General features: G+C 60.0%; 14 protein-coding genes. 7 read left to right on the top strand and 7 right to left on the bottom strand.

Going from position 1 to position 15,209, the window contains the following annotated elements; translation table 11 throughout:
• The first annotated feature begins 280 nt into the window (after positions 1-280).
• The 5 genes from IB248_RS11175 (at position 281) to ugpC (ending at position 5,621) form a co-directional block, all read left to right on the top strand.
• On the top strand, positions 281-1,540 hold the full coding sequence (locus tag IB248_RS11175) for an ABC transporter substrate-binding protein (protein ID WP_113471569.1): 1,260 nt from the start codon (positions 281-283) through the stop codon (positions 1,538-1,540).
• Positions 1,541-1,727: 187 nt separating this feature from the next.
• Positions 1,728-2,675 carry a sugar ABC transporter permease gene (locus IB248_RS11170; protein WP_018116212.1) on the top strand — a complete coding sequence of 316 codons (948 nt, stop codon included), beginning with the start codon at positions 1,728-1,730 and terminating at the stop codon, positions 2,673-2,675.
• Between the two features lie 10 nt (positions 2,676-2,685).
• Positions 2,686-3,528, top strand: a complete 843-nt coding sequence (locus tag IB248_RS11165) for a carbohydrate ABC transporter permease (protein WP_018857125.1) — start codon at positions 2,686-2,688, stop codon at positions 3,526-3,528.
• On the top strand, positions 3,525-4,607 hold the full coding sequence (locus IB248_RS11160) for a Gfo/Idh/MocA family oxidoreductase (RefSeq protein ID WP_169681483.1): 1,083 nt from the start codon (positions 3,525-3,527) through the stop codon (positions 4,605-4,607). The genes IB248_RS11165 and IB248_RS11160 overlap by 4 nt, the downstream gene beginning before the upstream one ends.
• A 12-nt stretch (positions 4,608-4,619) precedes the next feature.
• Positions 4,620-5,621, top strand: a complete 1,002-nt coding sequence (gene ugpC / locus IB248_RS11155) for a sn-glycerol-3-phosphate ABC transporter ATP-binding protein UgpC (protein ID WP_018857123.1) — start codon at positions 4,620-4,622, stop codon at positions 5,619-5,621.
• 68 nt (positions 5,622-5,689) lie between these two features.
• Here the strand turns inward: ugpC and IB248_RS11150 are convergent, their stop codons facing one another.
• From IB248_RS11150 to IB248_RS11120, 7 genes are all read right to left on the bottom strand, one after another.
• The gene (locus tag IB248_RS11150; protein WP_169681481.1) at positions 5,690-5,989 is read right to left on the bottom strand and encodes an NIPSNAP family protein; all 300 of its coding nucleotides are present in this window, start codon (positions 5,987-5,989) and stop codon (positions 5,690-5,692) included.
• Between the two features lie 51 nt (positions 5,990-6,040).
• A complete protein-coding gene (locus tag IB248_RS11145; RefSeq protein WP_113471571.1) occupies positions 6,041-7,375 on the bottom strand; it encodes an MFS transporter in 1,335 nt (444 codons plus the stop codon).
• A 149-nt stretch (positions 7,376-7,524) separates the two neighbouring features.
• On the bottom strand, positions 7,525-8,586 hold the full coding sequence (locus IB248_RS11140; RefSeq protein WP_113471572.1) for an ABC transporter ATP-binding protein: 1,062 nt from the start codon (positions 8,584-8,586) through the stop codon (positions 7,525-7,527).
• 14 nt (positions 8,587-8,600) lie between these two features.
• On the bottom strand, positions 8,601-9,389 hold the full coding sequence (locus IB248_RS11135; RefSeq protein WP_018116406.1) for an ABC transporter permease: 789 nt from the start codon (positions 9,387-9,389) through the stop codon (positions 8,601-8,603).
• On the bottom strand, positions 9,386-10,279 hold the full coding sequence (locus tag IB248_RS11130; protein ID WP_026371779.1) for an ABC transporter permease subunit: 894 nt from the start codon (positions 10,277-10,279) through the stop codon (positions 9,386-9,388). The genes IB248_RS11135 and IB248_RS11130 overlap by 4 nt, the downstream gene beginning before the upstream one ends.
• A gap of 75 nt (positions 10,280-10,354) precedes the next feature.
• Positions 10,355-11,458, bottom strand: a complete 1,104-nt coding sequence (locus IB248_RS11125; protein WP_025659341.1) for an ABC transporter substrate-binding protein — start codon at positions 11,456-11,458, stop codon at positions 10,355-10,357.
• A gap of 181 nt (positions 11,459-11,639) precedes the next feature.
• Positions 11,640-12,512: a MurR/RpiR family transcriptional regulator gene (locus IB248_RS11120; RefSeq protein ID WP_018857119.1), complete on the bottom strand. Its 873-nt coding sequence runs from the start codon at positions 12,510-12,512 to the stop codon at positions 11,640-11,642.
• Between the two features lie 176 nt (positions 12,513-12,688).
• On the opposite strand from IB248_RS11120, the gene IB248_RS11115 reads away from it, so the two are divergent.
• Together IB248_RS11115 and IB248_RS11110 are read left to right on the top strand one after the other, a co-directional pair.
• Positions 12,689-13,462: an N-formylglutamate amidohydrolase gene (locus IB248_RS11115; RefSeq protein WP_018857118.1), complete on the top strand. Its 774-nt coding sequence runs from the start codon at positions 12,689-12,691 to the stop codon at positions 13,460-13,462.
• Between the two features lie 125 nt (positions 13,463-13,587).
• On the top strand, positions 13,588-15,135 hold the full coding sequence (locus tag IB248_RS11110; RefSeq protein ID WP_018857117.1) for an amino acid permease: 1,548 nt from the start codon (positions 13,588-13,590) through the stop codon (positions 15,133-15,135).
• The last annotated feature ends 74 nt before the right edge of the window (positions 15,136-15,209 follow it).

Raw genomic sequence — 15,209 nt, 5'->3', positions numbered from 1 at the left:
AAGCCGGGTCACTCGATGAAATGCAGATCCGGCCGTAGCGACACCGTCGCTCTCGATCCGTTCATTTGCCGTCAGCTTTCCCTTTCATGGCTGCGCCGGATCGGTTTCTTGTTCGGGTGCGCCGTCTGGTCGACAGGTGTTATCTGTCGCGCCGATTTTGAGCTTTCGGGCCGGCAGCTGCTGACGGCCCTCGAGTGGCGTTGCGTGTCACCTCATGCACGCGAACGCTGGTTTCAGGTCAGGAACAGCGCCTCACCGGCGCATAAAACAGGAGAGGGAAATGAAGAACACCGCACTTAGAGGCTTCCTGCTGGCGTCCAGCCTGCTGACATCAGTGGGCTTTGCTCATGCCGCCGACGTTACGCTGACGGTCGAGAGCTGGCGTAACGACGACCTGCAGATCTGGCAGGAAAAGATTATCCCGGCGTTCGAAGCCAAGAACCCCGGCATCAAGATCGTCTTCTCGCCGACCGCGCCGACCGAGTACAACGCTTCGCTGAACGCCAAGCTCGATGCCGGCTCCGCCGGTGATATCATCACCTGCCGGCCGTTCGACCCTTCGCTCGGAATCTTTGATAAGAAGCAGCTCGCCGATCTGACGAGCCTGCCGGGCATGGAGAACTTCTCGCCCGTCGCCAAGGCCGCCTGGACAACCGATGACGGCAAGTCCACCTTCTGTGTGCCGATGGCCTCGGTCATCCATGGCTTCATTTACAACAAGGATGCCTTCGACAAGCTCGGCATCTCCGTTCCGAAGACCGAAGAGGAATTCTTCGCCGCCCTCGACAAGATCAAGGCGGACGGCACCTACATTCCGCTCGCCATGGGCACGAAGGATCTCTGGGAAGCCGCAACCATGGGCTACCAGAACGTCGGTCCGAACTACTGGAAGGGCGAAGACGGTCGTCTGGCGCTGATCTCAGGCAAGCAGAAGCTGACCGATCCGGAATGGGTCCAGCCTTTCGAACAAATCGCCAAGTGGAAGCCCTATCTCGGTGACGGTTTCGAAGCCCAGACCTATTCGGACAGCCAGAACCTCTTTACGCTCGGCCGCGCCGCCATCTACCCGGCCGGTTCCTGGGAAATCTCGCTGTTCAACAGCCAGGCCCAGTTCAAGATGGGCGCTTTCCCGCCGCCGGTTCCGAAAGCTGGCGACCAGGGCTACATCTCCGACCATCCGGATATCGCTGTCGGCCTGAACGCCAAGAGCACCCATGCCGAGGAAGCCAAGAAGTTCCTCACCTGGGTCGCCTCGCCGGAATTCGCCGAAATCTACGCCAACTCGTTGCCGGGCTTCTTCAGCCTGAACTCGACGCCGGTGAAGATGGCTGATCCGCTGGCCCAGGAATTCGTTTCCTGGCGCGGCCCGTTCAAGTCGACGATCCGCTCGACGTACCAGATTCTGTCGCGTGGTACGCCGAACCTCGAAAACGAAACCTGGGTTGCTTCGGCGAACGTCGTCAACGGCACCGTGACGCCAGCCGATGCCGCCAAGAAGCTGCAGGACGGCCTCGACAGCTGGTTCAAGCCTGCCAAGTGATTGAGATGTGAGGGGCGGCGTTAGCCGTCCCTCATTCCGGCTCAAAGCCAATTTCGTATCCGCTCTTTTTCTCCCCGCCGCCTTCGAAAGCCGAAGGGCGGGGAGATGACTAGAGGGAAAGGGCGTTCTGCCCGTTGTGTCAGACGCGCTGCGCCATAGGTGCAGCTAAGAAGAACAGGCAAAAGCCATGAGCGTAGCCGAATCCGCTGTCGATGTTGTTCCCATTAAGCGCCCTGTGCGCTGGCACGTCGGCGTCTTTCTCTTCCCGGCATTTGTCGTTTATTCGGCGATCATGATCCTGCCGCTGATCGAAACGCTGAGGCTTTCGTTCTACAACACTGTCGACGGCGCGCCTGTCTTCGTCGGGCTCGCGAACTACAAGGTGTTGTTTGGCGATGCGCGCTGGGCACACGACTTCTGGAACGCGCTGGTCAACAACTTCATATTCTTCGTCATTCACATGTGCGTGCAGAACCCGATCGGCATCGCGCTGGCGGCGCTGCTGTCGACGCCACGGCTGCGGTTCGTCGCGTTCTACCGCACCGCAATCTTCCTGCCGACGCTGCTTTCCTTCGTGATCGTCGGCTTCATCTGGAAGCTCATCCTTTCGCCGATCTGGGGCGTTGCCCCGTGGCTGATGAGCCTTGTCGGCATGAAGAGCCTGTTCGCGCCGTGGCTAGGGCAGTCCGGGTCGGCGCTGATTGCCGTGTCGCTGATCTCGAATTGGCAGTACATCGGCATTCCGATGATGCTGATTTACGCTGCGCTGCTCAGTATCCCGGAAGAGGTGATCGAAGCTGCCGAATGCGACGGCATCACCGGCTGGGCTCAGTTCTGGAAGATCAAGCTACCGCTCATCCTGCCCGCCATAGGCATCATCTCGATCCTGACTTTTGTCGGCAACTTCAACGCCTTCGACCTGATCTACACCGTGCAGGGCGCACTTGCCGGGCCTGATATGTCGACCGACATCCTGGGTACGCTCCTCTACCGCACCTTCTTCGGTTTCCAGCTTCAGCTTGGCGACCGCTCGATGGGCGCCACGATCGCGACGGTGATGTTCCTGATCATCCTCGCCGGCGTGTCGTTCTACCTTTTTGCCATCCAGCGGCGCATGCGCCGGTACCAGTTCTGAGGAGTGTGCCATGTCCAACAGAGCACGCACATCCCCCATCCGCACCAGCTTCGTCCACCTGGCGCTCATCGGCTATACGCTGGTTGCCATCTTTCCGGTGTTCCTGACGATCATCAACTCGTTCAAAGACCGTAACGCGATCTTCCGCTCGCCGCTGCAGGTGCCGACGCCCTCGACCTTCAGTCTTGTCGGGTATCGAACAGTGCTGGGGCAGGGTGATTTCGCCACTTACTTCCAGAACAGCTTCATCGTCACCATCGTTTCGATCGCGCTGGTGCTGCTCTTCGGCGCGATGGCCGCCTTCGCGCTCTCCGAATACCGTTTCCGTGGCAACACGTTGACCGGCCTCTATATGGCGATCGGCATCATGATCCCGATCCGCCTTGGTACGGTCGCAATCCTGCAGGGCATGGTGGCCGCCGGTCTCGTGAACACGCTGACGGCGCTGATCCTCGTCTACACTGCGCAGGGCATTCCGCTGGCGATCTTCATCCTGTCGGAATTCATGCGGACCGTCTCCGACGACCTCAAGAATGCCGGCCGCATCGATGGGCTGTCGGAATATGCGATCTTCTTCCGGCTCGTCATCCCGTTGGTGCGCCCGGCAATGGCTACGGTTGCAGTCTTCACGATGATCCCGATCTGGAACGATCTCTGGTTCCCGCTGATCCTGGCGCCCGCTGAGGCGACGAAGACCGTCACCCTCGGGTCGCAGATTTTCATTGGGCAATTCGTGACCAATTGGAACGCCGTGCTTGCCGCGCTTTCGCTGGCGATCCTGCCGATCCTCGTTCTCTACGTCATCTTCTCGCGGCAGCTCATCCGCGGCATCACTTCGGGAGCGGTCAAGTGAGTTCGACGACCAAGCCAATCCGCGTTCTCGTCGCCGGCCTCGGCAACATGGGACGCAGCCATGCGCTGGCCTATCACAACAATCCCGGTTTCGAGATTGTCGGGCTGGTCAATCGCTCGACGCCTGATCTGCCGGAGGAACTACGGGGCTACAAGATCTATTCGGATTTCAAGGCCGCTCTTGCCGAGCCGAAACCGGATCTCTGTGCGGTCTGCACCTATTCGGACACGCATGCGGACTATGCGGTCGCTGCCTTCGAGGCTGGTTGCGACGTTTTCGTCGAGAAGCCGCTCGCAACAACCGTTGCGGATGCGGAGCGCGTCGTGGTGGCGGCGAAGAAGGCCGGCCGGAAATTGGTGATCGGCTATATCCTTCGCCACCATCCATCCTGGATGCGGCTGATCGAAGAGGCGCGCAAGCTCGGTGGGCCGTATGTGTTCCGCATGAATCTCAATCAGCAGTCCAGCGGTCCGACCTGGGAAACACATAAGTCGTTGATGCAGACGACCTCTCCGATCGTCGATTGCGGTGTGCATTATGTCGACGTCATGTGCCAGATCACGGACGCTAAACCGGTGGAAGTGCGCGGCATGGGACTGCGTCTATCGGACGAAATCGCGCCCGATATGTATAATTACGGCCAGCTCCAGGTGCTTTTCGAGGATGGTTCAGTCGGCTGGTACGAGGCCGGCTGGGGCCCGATGATCTCCGAGACGGCGTTTTTCGTGAAGGACATCATGTCGCCGAAGGGATCGGTCTCGATCGTGATGGATCCGAACGCCAAGTCCGACGATATCGACGCTCACACCAAGACTTCAGTCATTCGCCTGCACACGGCGGAGACAGGAACCGACGGCAAGTTCATACGGCCGGACCAGGACATGACGATGGCGGGAGAACCAGGCCATCAGGAACTCTGCGACCGCGAGCAGGCCTTCATGCTGAAGGCCATTCGCGAGGATATCGACCTTAACCGCCACATGGCAGACGCCGTCGCTTCGCTGCGCATCTGCCTCGCCGCCGACGAAAGCGTGCGTACCGGCCAAGCCGTCAAGCTCCAAGAGCCGGTCAAACTGTAAGGATTACGACTAGTGGGATCGCTTCAACTCAAATCCATCCGCAAGACCTACGGCACGCATGAGGTGCTGAAGGGCATCGACCTAGAGGTCAAGGACGGCGAGTTCGTCATTTTTGTCGGACCTTCGGGCTGCGGCAAGTCAACCCTCCTGCGCAGCATTGCGGGATTGGAGGATGTCACCTCGGGCGCCGTTTTCATCAATGGCAAGGAAGAGACGCTGACGCCTCCCGCCAAGCGTGGCATCGCGATGGTGTTCCAATCCTATGCGCTCTACCCGCACCTGACGGTCAAGGACAACATGGGCCTCGGCTTGAAGCAGGCCGGCACGCCGAAAAATGAGATCGACAAGCGGGTGACCAAGGCGTCCTCGATGCTGTCGCTTGAGCCTTATCTGGCGCGGCGCCCGGCGGAGCTTTCCGGTGGTCAGCGCCAGCGCGTCGCTATTGGCCGCGCGATCGTGCGCGAGCCGGCGCTCTTCCTCTTCGATGAGCCGTTGTCGAACCTCGACGCAGCCTTGCGCGTTCAGACGCGTCTTGAGATCGCGCGCCTGCACCGCAGCCTCAAGGCGACGATGATCTACGTCACCCACGACCAGGTCGAGGCGATGACGCTTGCCGACAAGATCGTGGTGTTGAATGCCGGTGCGATCGAGCAGGTCGGCTCGCCAATGGAGCTCTACAACCGCCCTGCAAACACCTTCGTTGCGGGCTTCATCGGTTCGCCGATGATGAACTTCATTCCGGGTGACAAGGTTAGCGATGCCGCGGCAAAGACTGTTGGCGTGCGCCCAGAGCACTTGACCCTTTCGCGCGAGCAGGGCACGTGGCGGGCGAAGGTCGTCCACGTCGAACATCTCGGCGCGGACACGATCATCTATCTCGAATCCGAGCAGTGCGGCCTGATCACCGCGCGCCTTTTCGGTGAGCATCAGTACGAGCCCGACGAGATCGTCTATGCGACGCCGGACATGGCCCACATGCATCGGTTCGATGCCAATGACAAGGCGATCCGCTAGAGCCCAACGTCAAACTGAAAGCCCCGCCAGAGCGGGCCCGCCAGAGCGGGGCTTTCCATTTCTATCGATCAGCCAAGAACAGGGCGCATGAAGCTGCGCTCGTAGCTGATGATGCTGCGATTTCGTTTGTCGAACGCGGCCTGGCATTCGGGTTCGCTTGCCATGCGCGTGCGATAGTCTTCGTAGGCCGCGAGGCTCGGAAACGAAAACAGCGCAATGGCAATGTTGTTCGCGCCCTCGGACGGCAGGAAATAGCCGTGATGCGTGCCTCCCATTCGATTGACGATCGGAATCCAGAGGCGCGCATACTCCTCGAATTCGGCCACCTTGTGTGGGTCGATCGTGTAACGCAGATAGCAGGTAATCATTGAAGCGTTTCTTTGAAGCAAAGCCGGACGGCGGCCACACGCCTCCGACAGCTAGGCGGCGAGGCGCTCGGCGAGTTCCTCGATGCCGACGTCTGCCTCGACGCTGTCTCCCTTGGCGATCAGATAGAGCCCTAGCACGAAGGCGAGGGCGGCGATGAAGAGCAGGTAGTAGGCATGAGCCATCGGATTGATTGGCAGCAGCGATGCGACTGCAAGAGGCGTCAGGCCGCCGAAAATCGCGTAGGAGACGTTGTAGGAGAAGGAGAGGCCGCTAAAGCGAACGCGGGCCGGGAAGGCGCGGACCATTACGTAGGGCACAGCTCCAACCATACCGACCGATAGCCCCATGATCGCATAGAGCACGAAAAGAACGGTCAGCGAAACGGCGGCATAACTGTAGAACGCGAAGGTCGCAGCACCAAAGAAGATACTTGAGACAACGAAGAAGCGGCCTGAGCCAACGCGATCGACGATCGCGCCGGCGGCGGCAGTTCCGAAGATCAGGAACAGCGTGCCGAAACTGGTGGCGGCAAGCGACTGCTGCGCGGTGTAGCCATAGAGCTTCTGCAGGAAGGTTGCCGTCATCAGTGTTGTCACGACGATGCCGGCCGACAGGATCCAAGTCAGCAGCATGGAGATGATGACGCCACGCGGGTAGTCGCGCAGCACGGCCTTCAGCGGCAGTTCCGGCGCAAGCGAGCGGGCCTGTTTCATTTCTGCGAAGACGGGCGTCTCCTGCAGCCAGCGGCGGAGGTAGACGGCAACGAGGCCGAAGATGCCGCCGAGGAAGAACGGGATGCGCCATGCATAGGCGACGACATCATCTTGCGTGAAGACGGAGTTGATGATCGTCGCGATGAAGGATCCGAGCAGGATGCCGAGGGTCAGGCCGGAGCAGAGGAAGCCGCAGGCAAAGCCGACGCGGCGGAAGGGGACGTGTTCGGCCACGAAGGTCCAGGCGCCGGGAACTTCACCGCCGATCGCCGCGCCTTGCAGGATGCGCATGAGCACGAGGAGGATTGGAGCGGCAACGCCGATGGTAGCATAGGTCGGCATCGCCGCCATGCCGAGCGTTGAGAGCGCCATCAGCAGGATCGAGAAAGCAAAAACGCGCTTGCGGCCAAAGAGGTCGCCGAAATGGGCGAGGACGATGCCACCGAGCGGGCGAACCAGATAGCCGGCGGCAAAGATCCCGAAGGTCTGGATGGTCACCAGCCACTCCGGCATATCGGGCGGAAAGAACAGCTTGCCGATCACCGCCGCGAAGAAGACGAAGATGATGAAGTCGTAGAACTCAAGCGCACCGCCGAGGGCCGAGAGGCCAAGGGTGCGGAAATCCTGCGCGGTGAGGTGGCGGGGCGGTACGGCTGTTGTGGTAGGGGACATGATGCTGACTTTGCTGAATAAAAATGCTTCAGCCGTCGTTACGCATCGAGGTCGCACTTTCAAGCAATTTCCGGCGCCGCAGAGTGGGGCGCCGGAAATGCGGAGGCAAGTGTGGCAAAGCCGCAAACGTGAGCGCAGCGCTGCCGCGATCAATCGCGGATGACGAGGAGGTCGGCTGCCATGAAGCGAAGCGTGACGGTCTCGCCAGCAGCCGGTGGGGTCACGCCCGGGCTGTTGAACATGTCGAAGGAAATGACATTGCCGCCGACATTCATGCGCGTGCGGATGACCGAACCGAGGAAGTGGGCGGATACGACCTGACCGGTCAGCTTCGTGTCGCATGGCGCGCTCTCGGCCAGCGATCCTGCCTCCGGACGCAGCGCCAGCGAGACTGTATCGCCAGCCTTGAAGGCGGCGACGGACTGCTTCAACGTCACGCCCTGGTCACCGATCTGGATGCGGTTGGCCGAGGGGTCGACAACCTTCGCTTCGATCATGTTGAGCGTGCCGACGAAGGAGGCGACGAAGCGCGTAGCCGGTGTGTTGTAGATTTCGAACGGCGTGCCGATCTGGTCGGCGCGGCCGGCGTTCATGACGACGATGCGGTCGGAGATCGAGAGAGCTTCTTCCTGGTCGTGCGTCACGAAGACGGTGGTGATGCCGAGCTTCTGCTGGATGGCGCGGATTTCCTCGCGCAGCGACACGCGGATCTTGGCGTCGAGGGCAGACAGCGGCTCGTCGAGCAGCAGGACCTGGGGGCGGACCGCCAGCGCACGGGCAAGCGCCACGCGCTGCTGCTGGCCGCCGGAGAGCTGATAGGGATAGCGATCCGCGAGGTGGTCGAGCTTGATCAGCCCAAGCATATCCTTGACGCGAGCGTCAATCTCGGTGGCCTGCGTGCCGGCGACCTTGAGGCCGAAGGCGACATTGTCGTGTACGGTCATGTTGGGAAACAGCGCGTAGGCCTGGAAGACCATGCCGATGTTGCGCTTGTTCGGCTTGAGATTGTTTTGCTCCTTGCCGCCGATGGCGATGCGACCGGCCGAGGGTGTTTCGAAGCCCGCGATCATGCGCAGGACAGTCGTCTTGCCGCAGCCCGACGGGCCAAGGAAAGAGATGAATTCACCCTTCTCGATCTGCATGTTGAAGTCATGCACGACCTGCGTGTTGCCGAAGGATTTCTTGAGGTTTGCGAGTTCGAGAAAGGCCATGAAAACCAGATACCTTACGACTTAGCCGGAGCGGCTTTGTGGAAGCGGGAGACGAGTTGCAGCAGGCCCATGCTGAGCCAGGTAATCGAGAAGGCGATGACCGCCAGGGCCGACGGCTCATAGGCGCGGTTGGCGCCAACCAGCTGCAGGTAAGGCCCGAAGGCCGGACGATTGAGGAGCGCGGCCATGGTGAATTCGCCCATGACGATCGCGAGCGTGATGAAGGCGCCCGAGAGTACGCCGCTCATGACGTTCGGAAAAATGCACTTGAACAGGATCGTCGCCCAGCCGGCGCCAAGGCTTTCCGCAGCTTCCGTCAAGGTGCGGACATCGATGGCACGCATGGCGGTGTCGACGGCGCGATACATGTAGGGCAGGGACAGCGTTATGTATGAAAGGACGAGCAGGATGTTCGTACCCGTGGTCGATCCCGTCAGCGGCAGGATCGAGGACGAGTTGTACATTCTGAGATAACCGAAGACGATCACGATTGCCGGGATGACGAGCGGCAGCAGCGTGATGAACTCGACGATCGGACGGATCTGCGGCAGGCGCAGGCGCACCCAATACGCCGTAGGCACCACGAGCAGCATGCCAAAGACGATCGTCAGAAGCGCCATCAGCATCGAATAACCGAAGGTTTCGCGGAACTGCGCCTCGGAAAAAACCGAAGCGTAGGCGTCAAAACTGTAGGCGCCGCGGCGCATGCGCAGCGAGAATTCAACGGTGGCGATGAGCGGCAGGACGAAGTAGATCGCGCCGAATCCGATCGATATCCAGGCTCCAAGGCGTGAAGTCTTCATTTTTGCCACCGTTCAGCGCGCATGCGCAGCATGATGTATAGGAGGTTGGACAGGCCGGTGATGACGATCATGCCGAGTGCCAGCGCATAGCCGAGGTTGGCGTTATGAAGCACGTCGCCGCGGATCTGTGCGTAGAGCAGGATCGGGACGATATTCAGCGAACTTCCCGTCAGCGCATAGGCTGTGGCGATCGCGCCGAAAGCGTTGGCAAAGAGCAGGAGTGTCGTGCCCATCAGGCTCGGCCAGAGAATTGGGAACGCGACCATGCGCCAGTATTGGCCGTTGGTGGCGCCGAGAATGAGCGCGGCTTCCTTCCACTCCTTTTTCATGCCGTCGAGCGCCGGCGTCAGGATCAGTACCATCAGTGGGATCTGGAAGTACATGTAGGTGAGCGTGAGCCCGAAGAAGCTCAAGAGGTTGAAACCGGTGGAATAGAGATTGAAGCCCAGCCAGTCGCGCATCAAGACGGTCACGAGACCCGTGCGTCCGAGCGTGGCGAGAAAAGCGAAGGCGAGCGGTACGCCCGCGAAATTCGAGGCAACGCCGGAAAAGGTCAGGAGGCCCGAACGAACCCAGGTCGGGAGCCCGCCGAGCACCACAGCCCAGGCAAGAAGGGAGCCGATCACCGCGCCACCGAGGGCTGAAACCACCGACACCTTGATACTGATCCAGTAGGCACTGAGGATCGACGGCGTGAACAGGTCGGCAATGTTCTTGAGGGTGAGTTCGCCTTCCGGGGTCAGGAATGCGCCGGCGACCAGATAAAGCGTCGGTATGATCAGGAACATCGCAGCGAAGATCATGAAGGGCGCGATGCCGAGCCAGTCTACGATCCTGTCGCGGTTTATCATGGGCGTGGCCGTAGCCACGGATGTTGAAACAGTGCTCATAGACGACGGCCTTATCGGGGCAATGAAAAATGAGACCTCTCCGCCCACAGAGGCGGAGAGGTCTTGCGTCAGAGATTACTTGACGTTGGCGCCAACGACGCTGTCCCACTTCGTCGTGATGGCGGCCTTGCCGGCAGCCTGTTCGTCGAGGGTGGGGAACACGGCCTTTTCGTAAGCAGCGGCCGGCGGCAGCTTGTCGAGGAGCTCCTGGGGGACCTTCTTGTTCTTCGCCAGATCGTTGAAGCGGATCGGGTGGCAATAGCCCTTCAGCCAGCCGAGCTGACCTTCGTCGGAGTAGAGGTATTCCATCCAGAGCTTTGCAGCGTTCGGGTGCGGAGCGAAGGCCGAGATCGCCTGAACGTAGACGCCAGCGACAACGCCCGAAGCCGGAACGACGACTTCAGCTGGTGGGTTGCCCTTGAGGGTATCGCGCCAGGAGAGACCATTGTAGTCCCAGGCAACGACGATGGGGGTCGAGCCCTGAGCGAGCGAAGCGGACTTGCCGATCACAGGAACGAGGTTTCCAGCCTTGTTGAGCTCGGCGAAATACGCGAGACCAGCTTCGCCAGCCTTGGTCGCGTCCTTTTCACCAGCTGCGATGCCGGCTGCGTAGACGGCCTGGACAGCCTGGTTAGAAGCGCGCGGGTCGCCAGCGAGCGCGATGCTGTTGGCGTAGTCGGACTTCTTCAGGTCGGCCCAGTCCTTCGGAACGTCCTTGACGATGTCGGTGTTCACGACGAAGGAGAGAACGCCGTAATAGTCGCCGTACCAGAAGCCATCGGCATCCTTGGCGCTGTCAGGAATGGAATCCCAGGTCGACACCTTGTAGGGCTGGATCAGGCCATCGGCCTTTGCGGAGGGGCCGAAGGAAAGACCGACGTCGATAACGTCAGGAGCCTGCGGTCCGGTGTTGCCCTTGTTGGCCTTGATGGCTTCGATCTCGTCGCCCGAGCCCGCGTCGGGGTTCAGTTCGTTGACTTCGAGGCCGTACTTGGCCTTGAAGCCGGCGATGACGTCGCCGTAGCCGCACCAGTCGTGCGGAAGCGCGATGGTCGTCAGCGTGCCTTCCTTCTTGGCGGCAGCGATAAGTTCAGCGCTTGGTTCAGCAGCTGCGATTGCAGTCGAAGCAACAACAATTGCAGTAGAAAGCGAAAGCATTTTCGAAATATTAGAGATCACTGTTGTTCTCCTTCGGGTTTTCAGTGTCCGACGATGCTGTTACTTACGTTACGTGAAGCTTTCGTGACAGTTTCATGACCTTCTTTTTTCTTTGTATAGCAGGCAGTTGGCGGCGATGTTTCATTTACGACACATTATTCGCTCAAGCGCCGAACGTCATCTCACTGTCGTATTTTCCCTCCTAACTGAGTTTGCGGAATAGCCTGGTCTGTTCGAACAGGCCCTCCAGGGTTTTCATGCGTTCTTTCGTCTCATCCCAGGTCGAGCTTTGAACGGCCTCGATCAGGGCTTCTACGATGAAGAGAGTGACGACGGACGTGTCCCAGGCCGATGGCGCCTCGATCTGCACACGGAACGTGTGACGCGCGAGCTTGGCGGCGGGCGATCCCCACTGATCGGTAAAGACGACGATCTCCGCGCCGCTTTTTCGGGCAGCGGTCGCGAGGCTGACCATTTCCTGCTCGTAGCGACGGATATCGAAGATGACCAGGAGGTCGCCGGGATTCATATTGAGTACGTATTGCGGCCAGCTGCTCGAGTTTGATGAGAGCAAAGCAGTGTTCGGACGAATGACTTGCATATGTGTAAAGAAGTATTCGGCCAGCGCGCCGGTGATGCGCCCGCCCACGAAATAGAGGCCGCGTTTGCGATCCGAGAGGAGCGAGGCGACGCTGTCGAACGTCGCCGTGTCGAGCGCGCTCAGCGTCTGGCGAAGATTGCCAATGATCGCGTCGGCAAAGCGATTGAGAATATGCGTGCCCGGCGCGTTGGAGGCCCATCGATCATGCTTGGCGATGGGGTTCGAGATTGTCGCTTCGACCTCCTGGTGGAGGTGCGCCTGGAAGTCGGGATAGCCCTTGAAGCCGAGCTTCTGCACCATGCGTACGACCGTTGGCGTCGATACGCCGGCGTTCTCCGCAATCGTCGTGATACTCCCCAATCCTGAGACTGGGTAGTTGTCCAGCAGGCTCTCGGCCAATTGCTTTTCGGCCCGCGTAAGCATGCCAAAATGCGAATGGATTACGTCCGAAACTGTCTTCGACGCAGCGCTCACGCGTTCTTGCTCCCCGGGATTGGTCTTGTGCCACTTTCCCACTGAAAGTTAACAACGCTGTCACAATCCATGTCAACTGCTGTCATGAAAAGAAATTTTCAGTCGCGCTTGACAGTCGGCAAAACCTGAAGAATTCTTTTCTTATACATTCTTTAATTAATGATCGGGATGCGCCTGTGGTGCCTGCTCAGTTCAAGGTCCTAAGTGAAGCGGAAGGCGACTGCGTTACCGTTGAGCGGCCGAATGGCGAGAGCCCGCTGCTGGTGATCTGCGAGCATGCGTCGCGTTTGATGCCCGAGCGATACGGTACCCTCGGTCTCTCCCGTGAGGCTCTGGAAAGCCATATCGCATGGGACCCTGGCGCATTGGCAGTCGCCCGCGGGATTTCCGAGGCGCTCGACGCCACGCTCGTCTACCAGCGATTTTCGCGATTGATTTACGATTGCAACAGGCCGCCGGAGTCAGCCGGCGCCATGCCCGAGAAGAGTGAAGTCTATGAAATTCCGGGCAATGCCGATCTCAGCGCGGAAGAACGCCTCGCGCGCACCGAAGCATTGTATATTCCTTTTCACGACGCCATTCGCGCACTGATTCGCGATCGCAGGGCGAGGGGGCAGGAGACGGTGATTGCGACGGTCCACAGCTTCACTCCTGTTTACCACGGCAAGACACGTGCCGTGGAAATTGGTATATTGCATGACGAAGACAGCCGCTTTGCCGACAGCGTGTTGAACGCCGCATCGACCGGCTCGCCTCTCTATAAAATCGAACGTAACGAGCCCTACGGCCCCGTTGATGGCGTGACCCACACGCTCATCCTGCACGGGCTTTCGAACGGGCTGCGCAATGTAATGATCGAGGTCCGCAACGACCTCATCTCAGATGAAGACGGCCAAGGGGTCATGGCCGGCTATCTGACGAGGCTTCTCCGGCAAAGCCTGGACGCCTGACAACGAAGAAAAAGACCCCAGGGAGCAGTCTAACTGCGATCCGCCCGTAGGCGAAAACGTCACGGGCACTTTGGCACTGGATGATCACTCGCAATCCCGCGGCTGATCGCTAACAGGGGGAAGTCATGTCCGACTACACGGATCACGACAAGAAGCAGGACACGCATATCCTGCACTCCATGGGCTATGCCCAGGAGTTAGAGCGGAGGCTGAGCGCGTTCTCGAATTTTGCCGTCTCGTTCTCTATTATCTGCATTCTTTCCGGCGGTATCAACTCGCTGGCGCAAGCGACTTCCGGCGCCGGCGGCGCGGCCATCGGCATCGGCTGGCCGGTTGGTTGCTTCGTTTCGCTGGTGTTCGCCGTCGCGATGGCGCAGATCAGCTCGGCCTATCCGACCGCGGGTGGCCTCTACCACTGGGGTTCGATCCTCGGCAACCGCTTCACCGGCTGGCTGACCGCCTGGTTCAACCTGCTCGGCCTCGTCACCGTTCTCGGCGCGATCAACGTCGGCACCTACTATTTCTTCATGGGCTCCCTTGGGACGAGCTACTTCGGCCTGACGGACACGACGACCGTTCGTATCGTTTTCCTGGTCGTCATCACCGGCGCACAGGCGCTCGTGAACCACATGGGTATCGGCCTGACGGCGAAGCTCACGGACTTTTCCGGTTATCTCATTTTCGCGACGGCGATCGCGCTCGCAGTGGTGTGCCTGTTGGCGGCTCCGTCCTACGAGTTCGGCCGTCTTTTCACCTTTGCCAACTATTCCGGCGAAGCCGGCGGCAACGTGTGGCCGGAGACTTCGGGCGCTTGGGTATTCCTGCTCGGTCTTCTGCTGCCGATTTACACAATCACCGGCTATGACGCTTCGGCCCATACGTCGGAGGAGACGGTCAAGGCAGCTCATTCCGTTCCGCGCGGCATGGTCTCCTCCGTTCTGTGGTCCGCGCTTTTCGGCTACATCATGCTTTGCGCCTTCGTGTTGATGCTGCCGAACATGGAAGAGGCGGCGAAGCAAGGCTGGAACGTGTTCTTCTGGGCGATGGACAGCCAGGTCAATGTCGTCGTCAAGGATGTGCTCTACTTTGCCATCTTCGTCAGCCAGTGGCTGTGCGGCCTTGCGACCGTCACCTCGGTTTCGCGCATGATCTTCGCCTTCTCGCGCGACGGCGGTCTGCCGGCCTCCAAGGCACTCGCCAAGGTCAGCCCGAAGTTCCGCACGCCGGTCGCGGCCATCTGGACTGGCTCGATCCTCGCGGTCCTGTTCGTCTGGGGCTCGTCGCTCGTTTCGATCGGCGAAACGCCGGTTTACACGATCGTCGTGTCGTGCACGGTTATCTTCCTGTTCTTCTCCTTCGCGATCCCGATCACCCTCGGCCTCCTCGCCTGGGGTTCGTCGAAGTGGGACAAGATGGGTCCGTGGAACCTCGGCGAAGGCATGTTCAAGCTGTTCGCGATTCTTTCGATCCTGGCGATGGTGCTGATCTTCGTCCTCGGCATCCAGCCGCCGAATGATTGGGCTCTCTACATCACCGTCGGCTTCCTCGTACTGACTGCGATCATCTGGTTCGGCTTTGAAAACCGCCGCTTCAAGGGCCCGCCGATCGGTGAGGAAGTTGCGCGCCGTCAGGCGGAGATTGCTGCTGCCGAAAAGGCAGTTGGCGAACGCTGAGGCTTCGACTTCCCTCTCAAACCGCGGGGCCGCGATGGCGGCCCCGTTTAACGGCTCAACGAAAACGCATCAGA

Origin of the sequence: Rhizobium sp. RHZ01, assembly GCF_014851595.1 — a bacterium.
Taxonomy (GTDB): Bacteria; Pseudomonadota; Alphaproteobacteria; order Rhizobiales; family Rhizobiaceae; genus Rhizobium; species Rhizobium altiplani.
Note: the sequence above shows the minus strand (reverse complement) of the source record. Positions and strands in the feature narration are given on the sequence as shown.

Coding starts and splice junctions, on each gene's coding strand:
- IB248_RS11175 (WP_113471569.1), top strand. CDS start 281: ATGAAGAACACCGCACTTAGAGGCTTCCTGCTGGCGTCCAGCCTGCTG.
- IB248_RS11170 (WP_018116212.1), top strand. CDS start 1,728: ATGAGCGTAGCCGAATCCGCTGTCGATGTTGTTCCCATTAAGCGCCCT.
- IB248_RS11165 (WP_018857125.1), top strand. CDS start 2,686: ATGTCCAACAGAGCACGCACATCCCCCATCCGCACCAGCTTCGTCCAC.
- IB248_RS11150 (WP_169681481.1), bottom strand. CDS start 5,989: ATGATTACCTGCTATCTGCGTTACACGATCGACCCACACAAGGTGGCC.
- IB248_RS11145 (WP_113471571.1), bottom strand. CDS start 7,375: ATGTCCCCTACCACAACAGCCGTACCGCCCCGCCACCTCACCGCGCAG.
- IB248_RS11140 (WP_113471572.1), bottom strand. CDS start 8,586: ATGGCCTTTCTCGAACTCGCAAACCTCAAGAAATCCTTCGGCAACACG.
- IB248_RS11135 (WP_018116406.1), bottom strand. CDS start 9,389: ATGAAGACTTCACGCCTTGGAGCCTGGATATCGATCGGATTCGGCGCG.
- IB248_RS11130 (WP_026371779.1), bottom strand. CDS start 10,279: ATGAGCACTGTTTCAACATCCGTGGCTACGGCCACGCCCATGATAAAC.
- IB248_RS11110 (WP_018857117.1), top strand. CDS start 13,588: ATGTCCGACTACACGGATCACGACAAGAAGCAGGACACGCATATCCTG.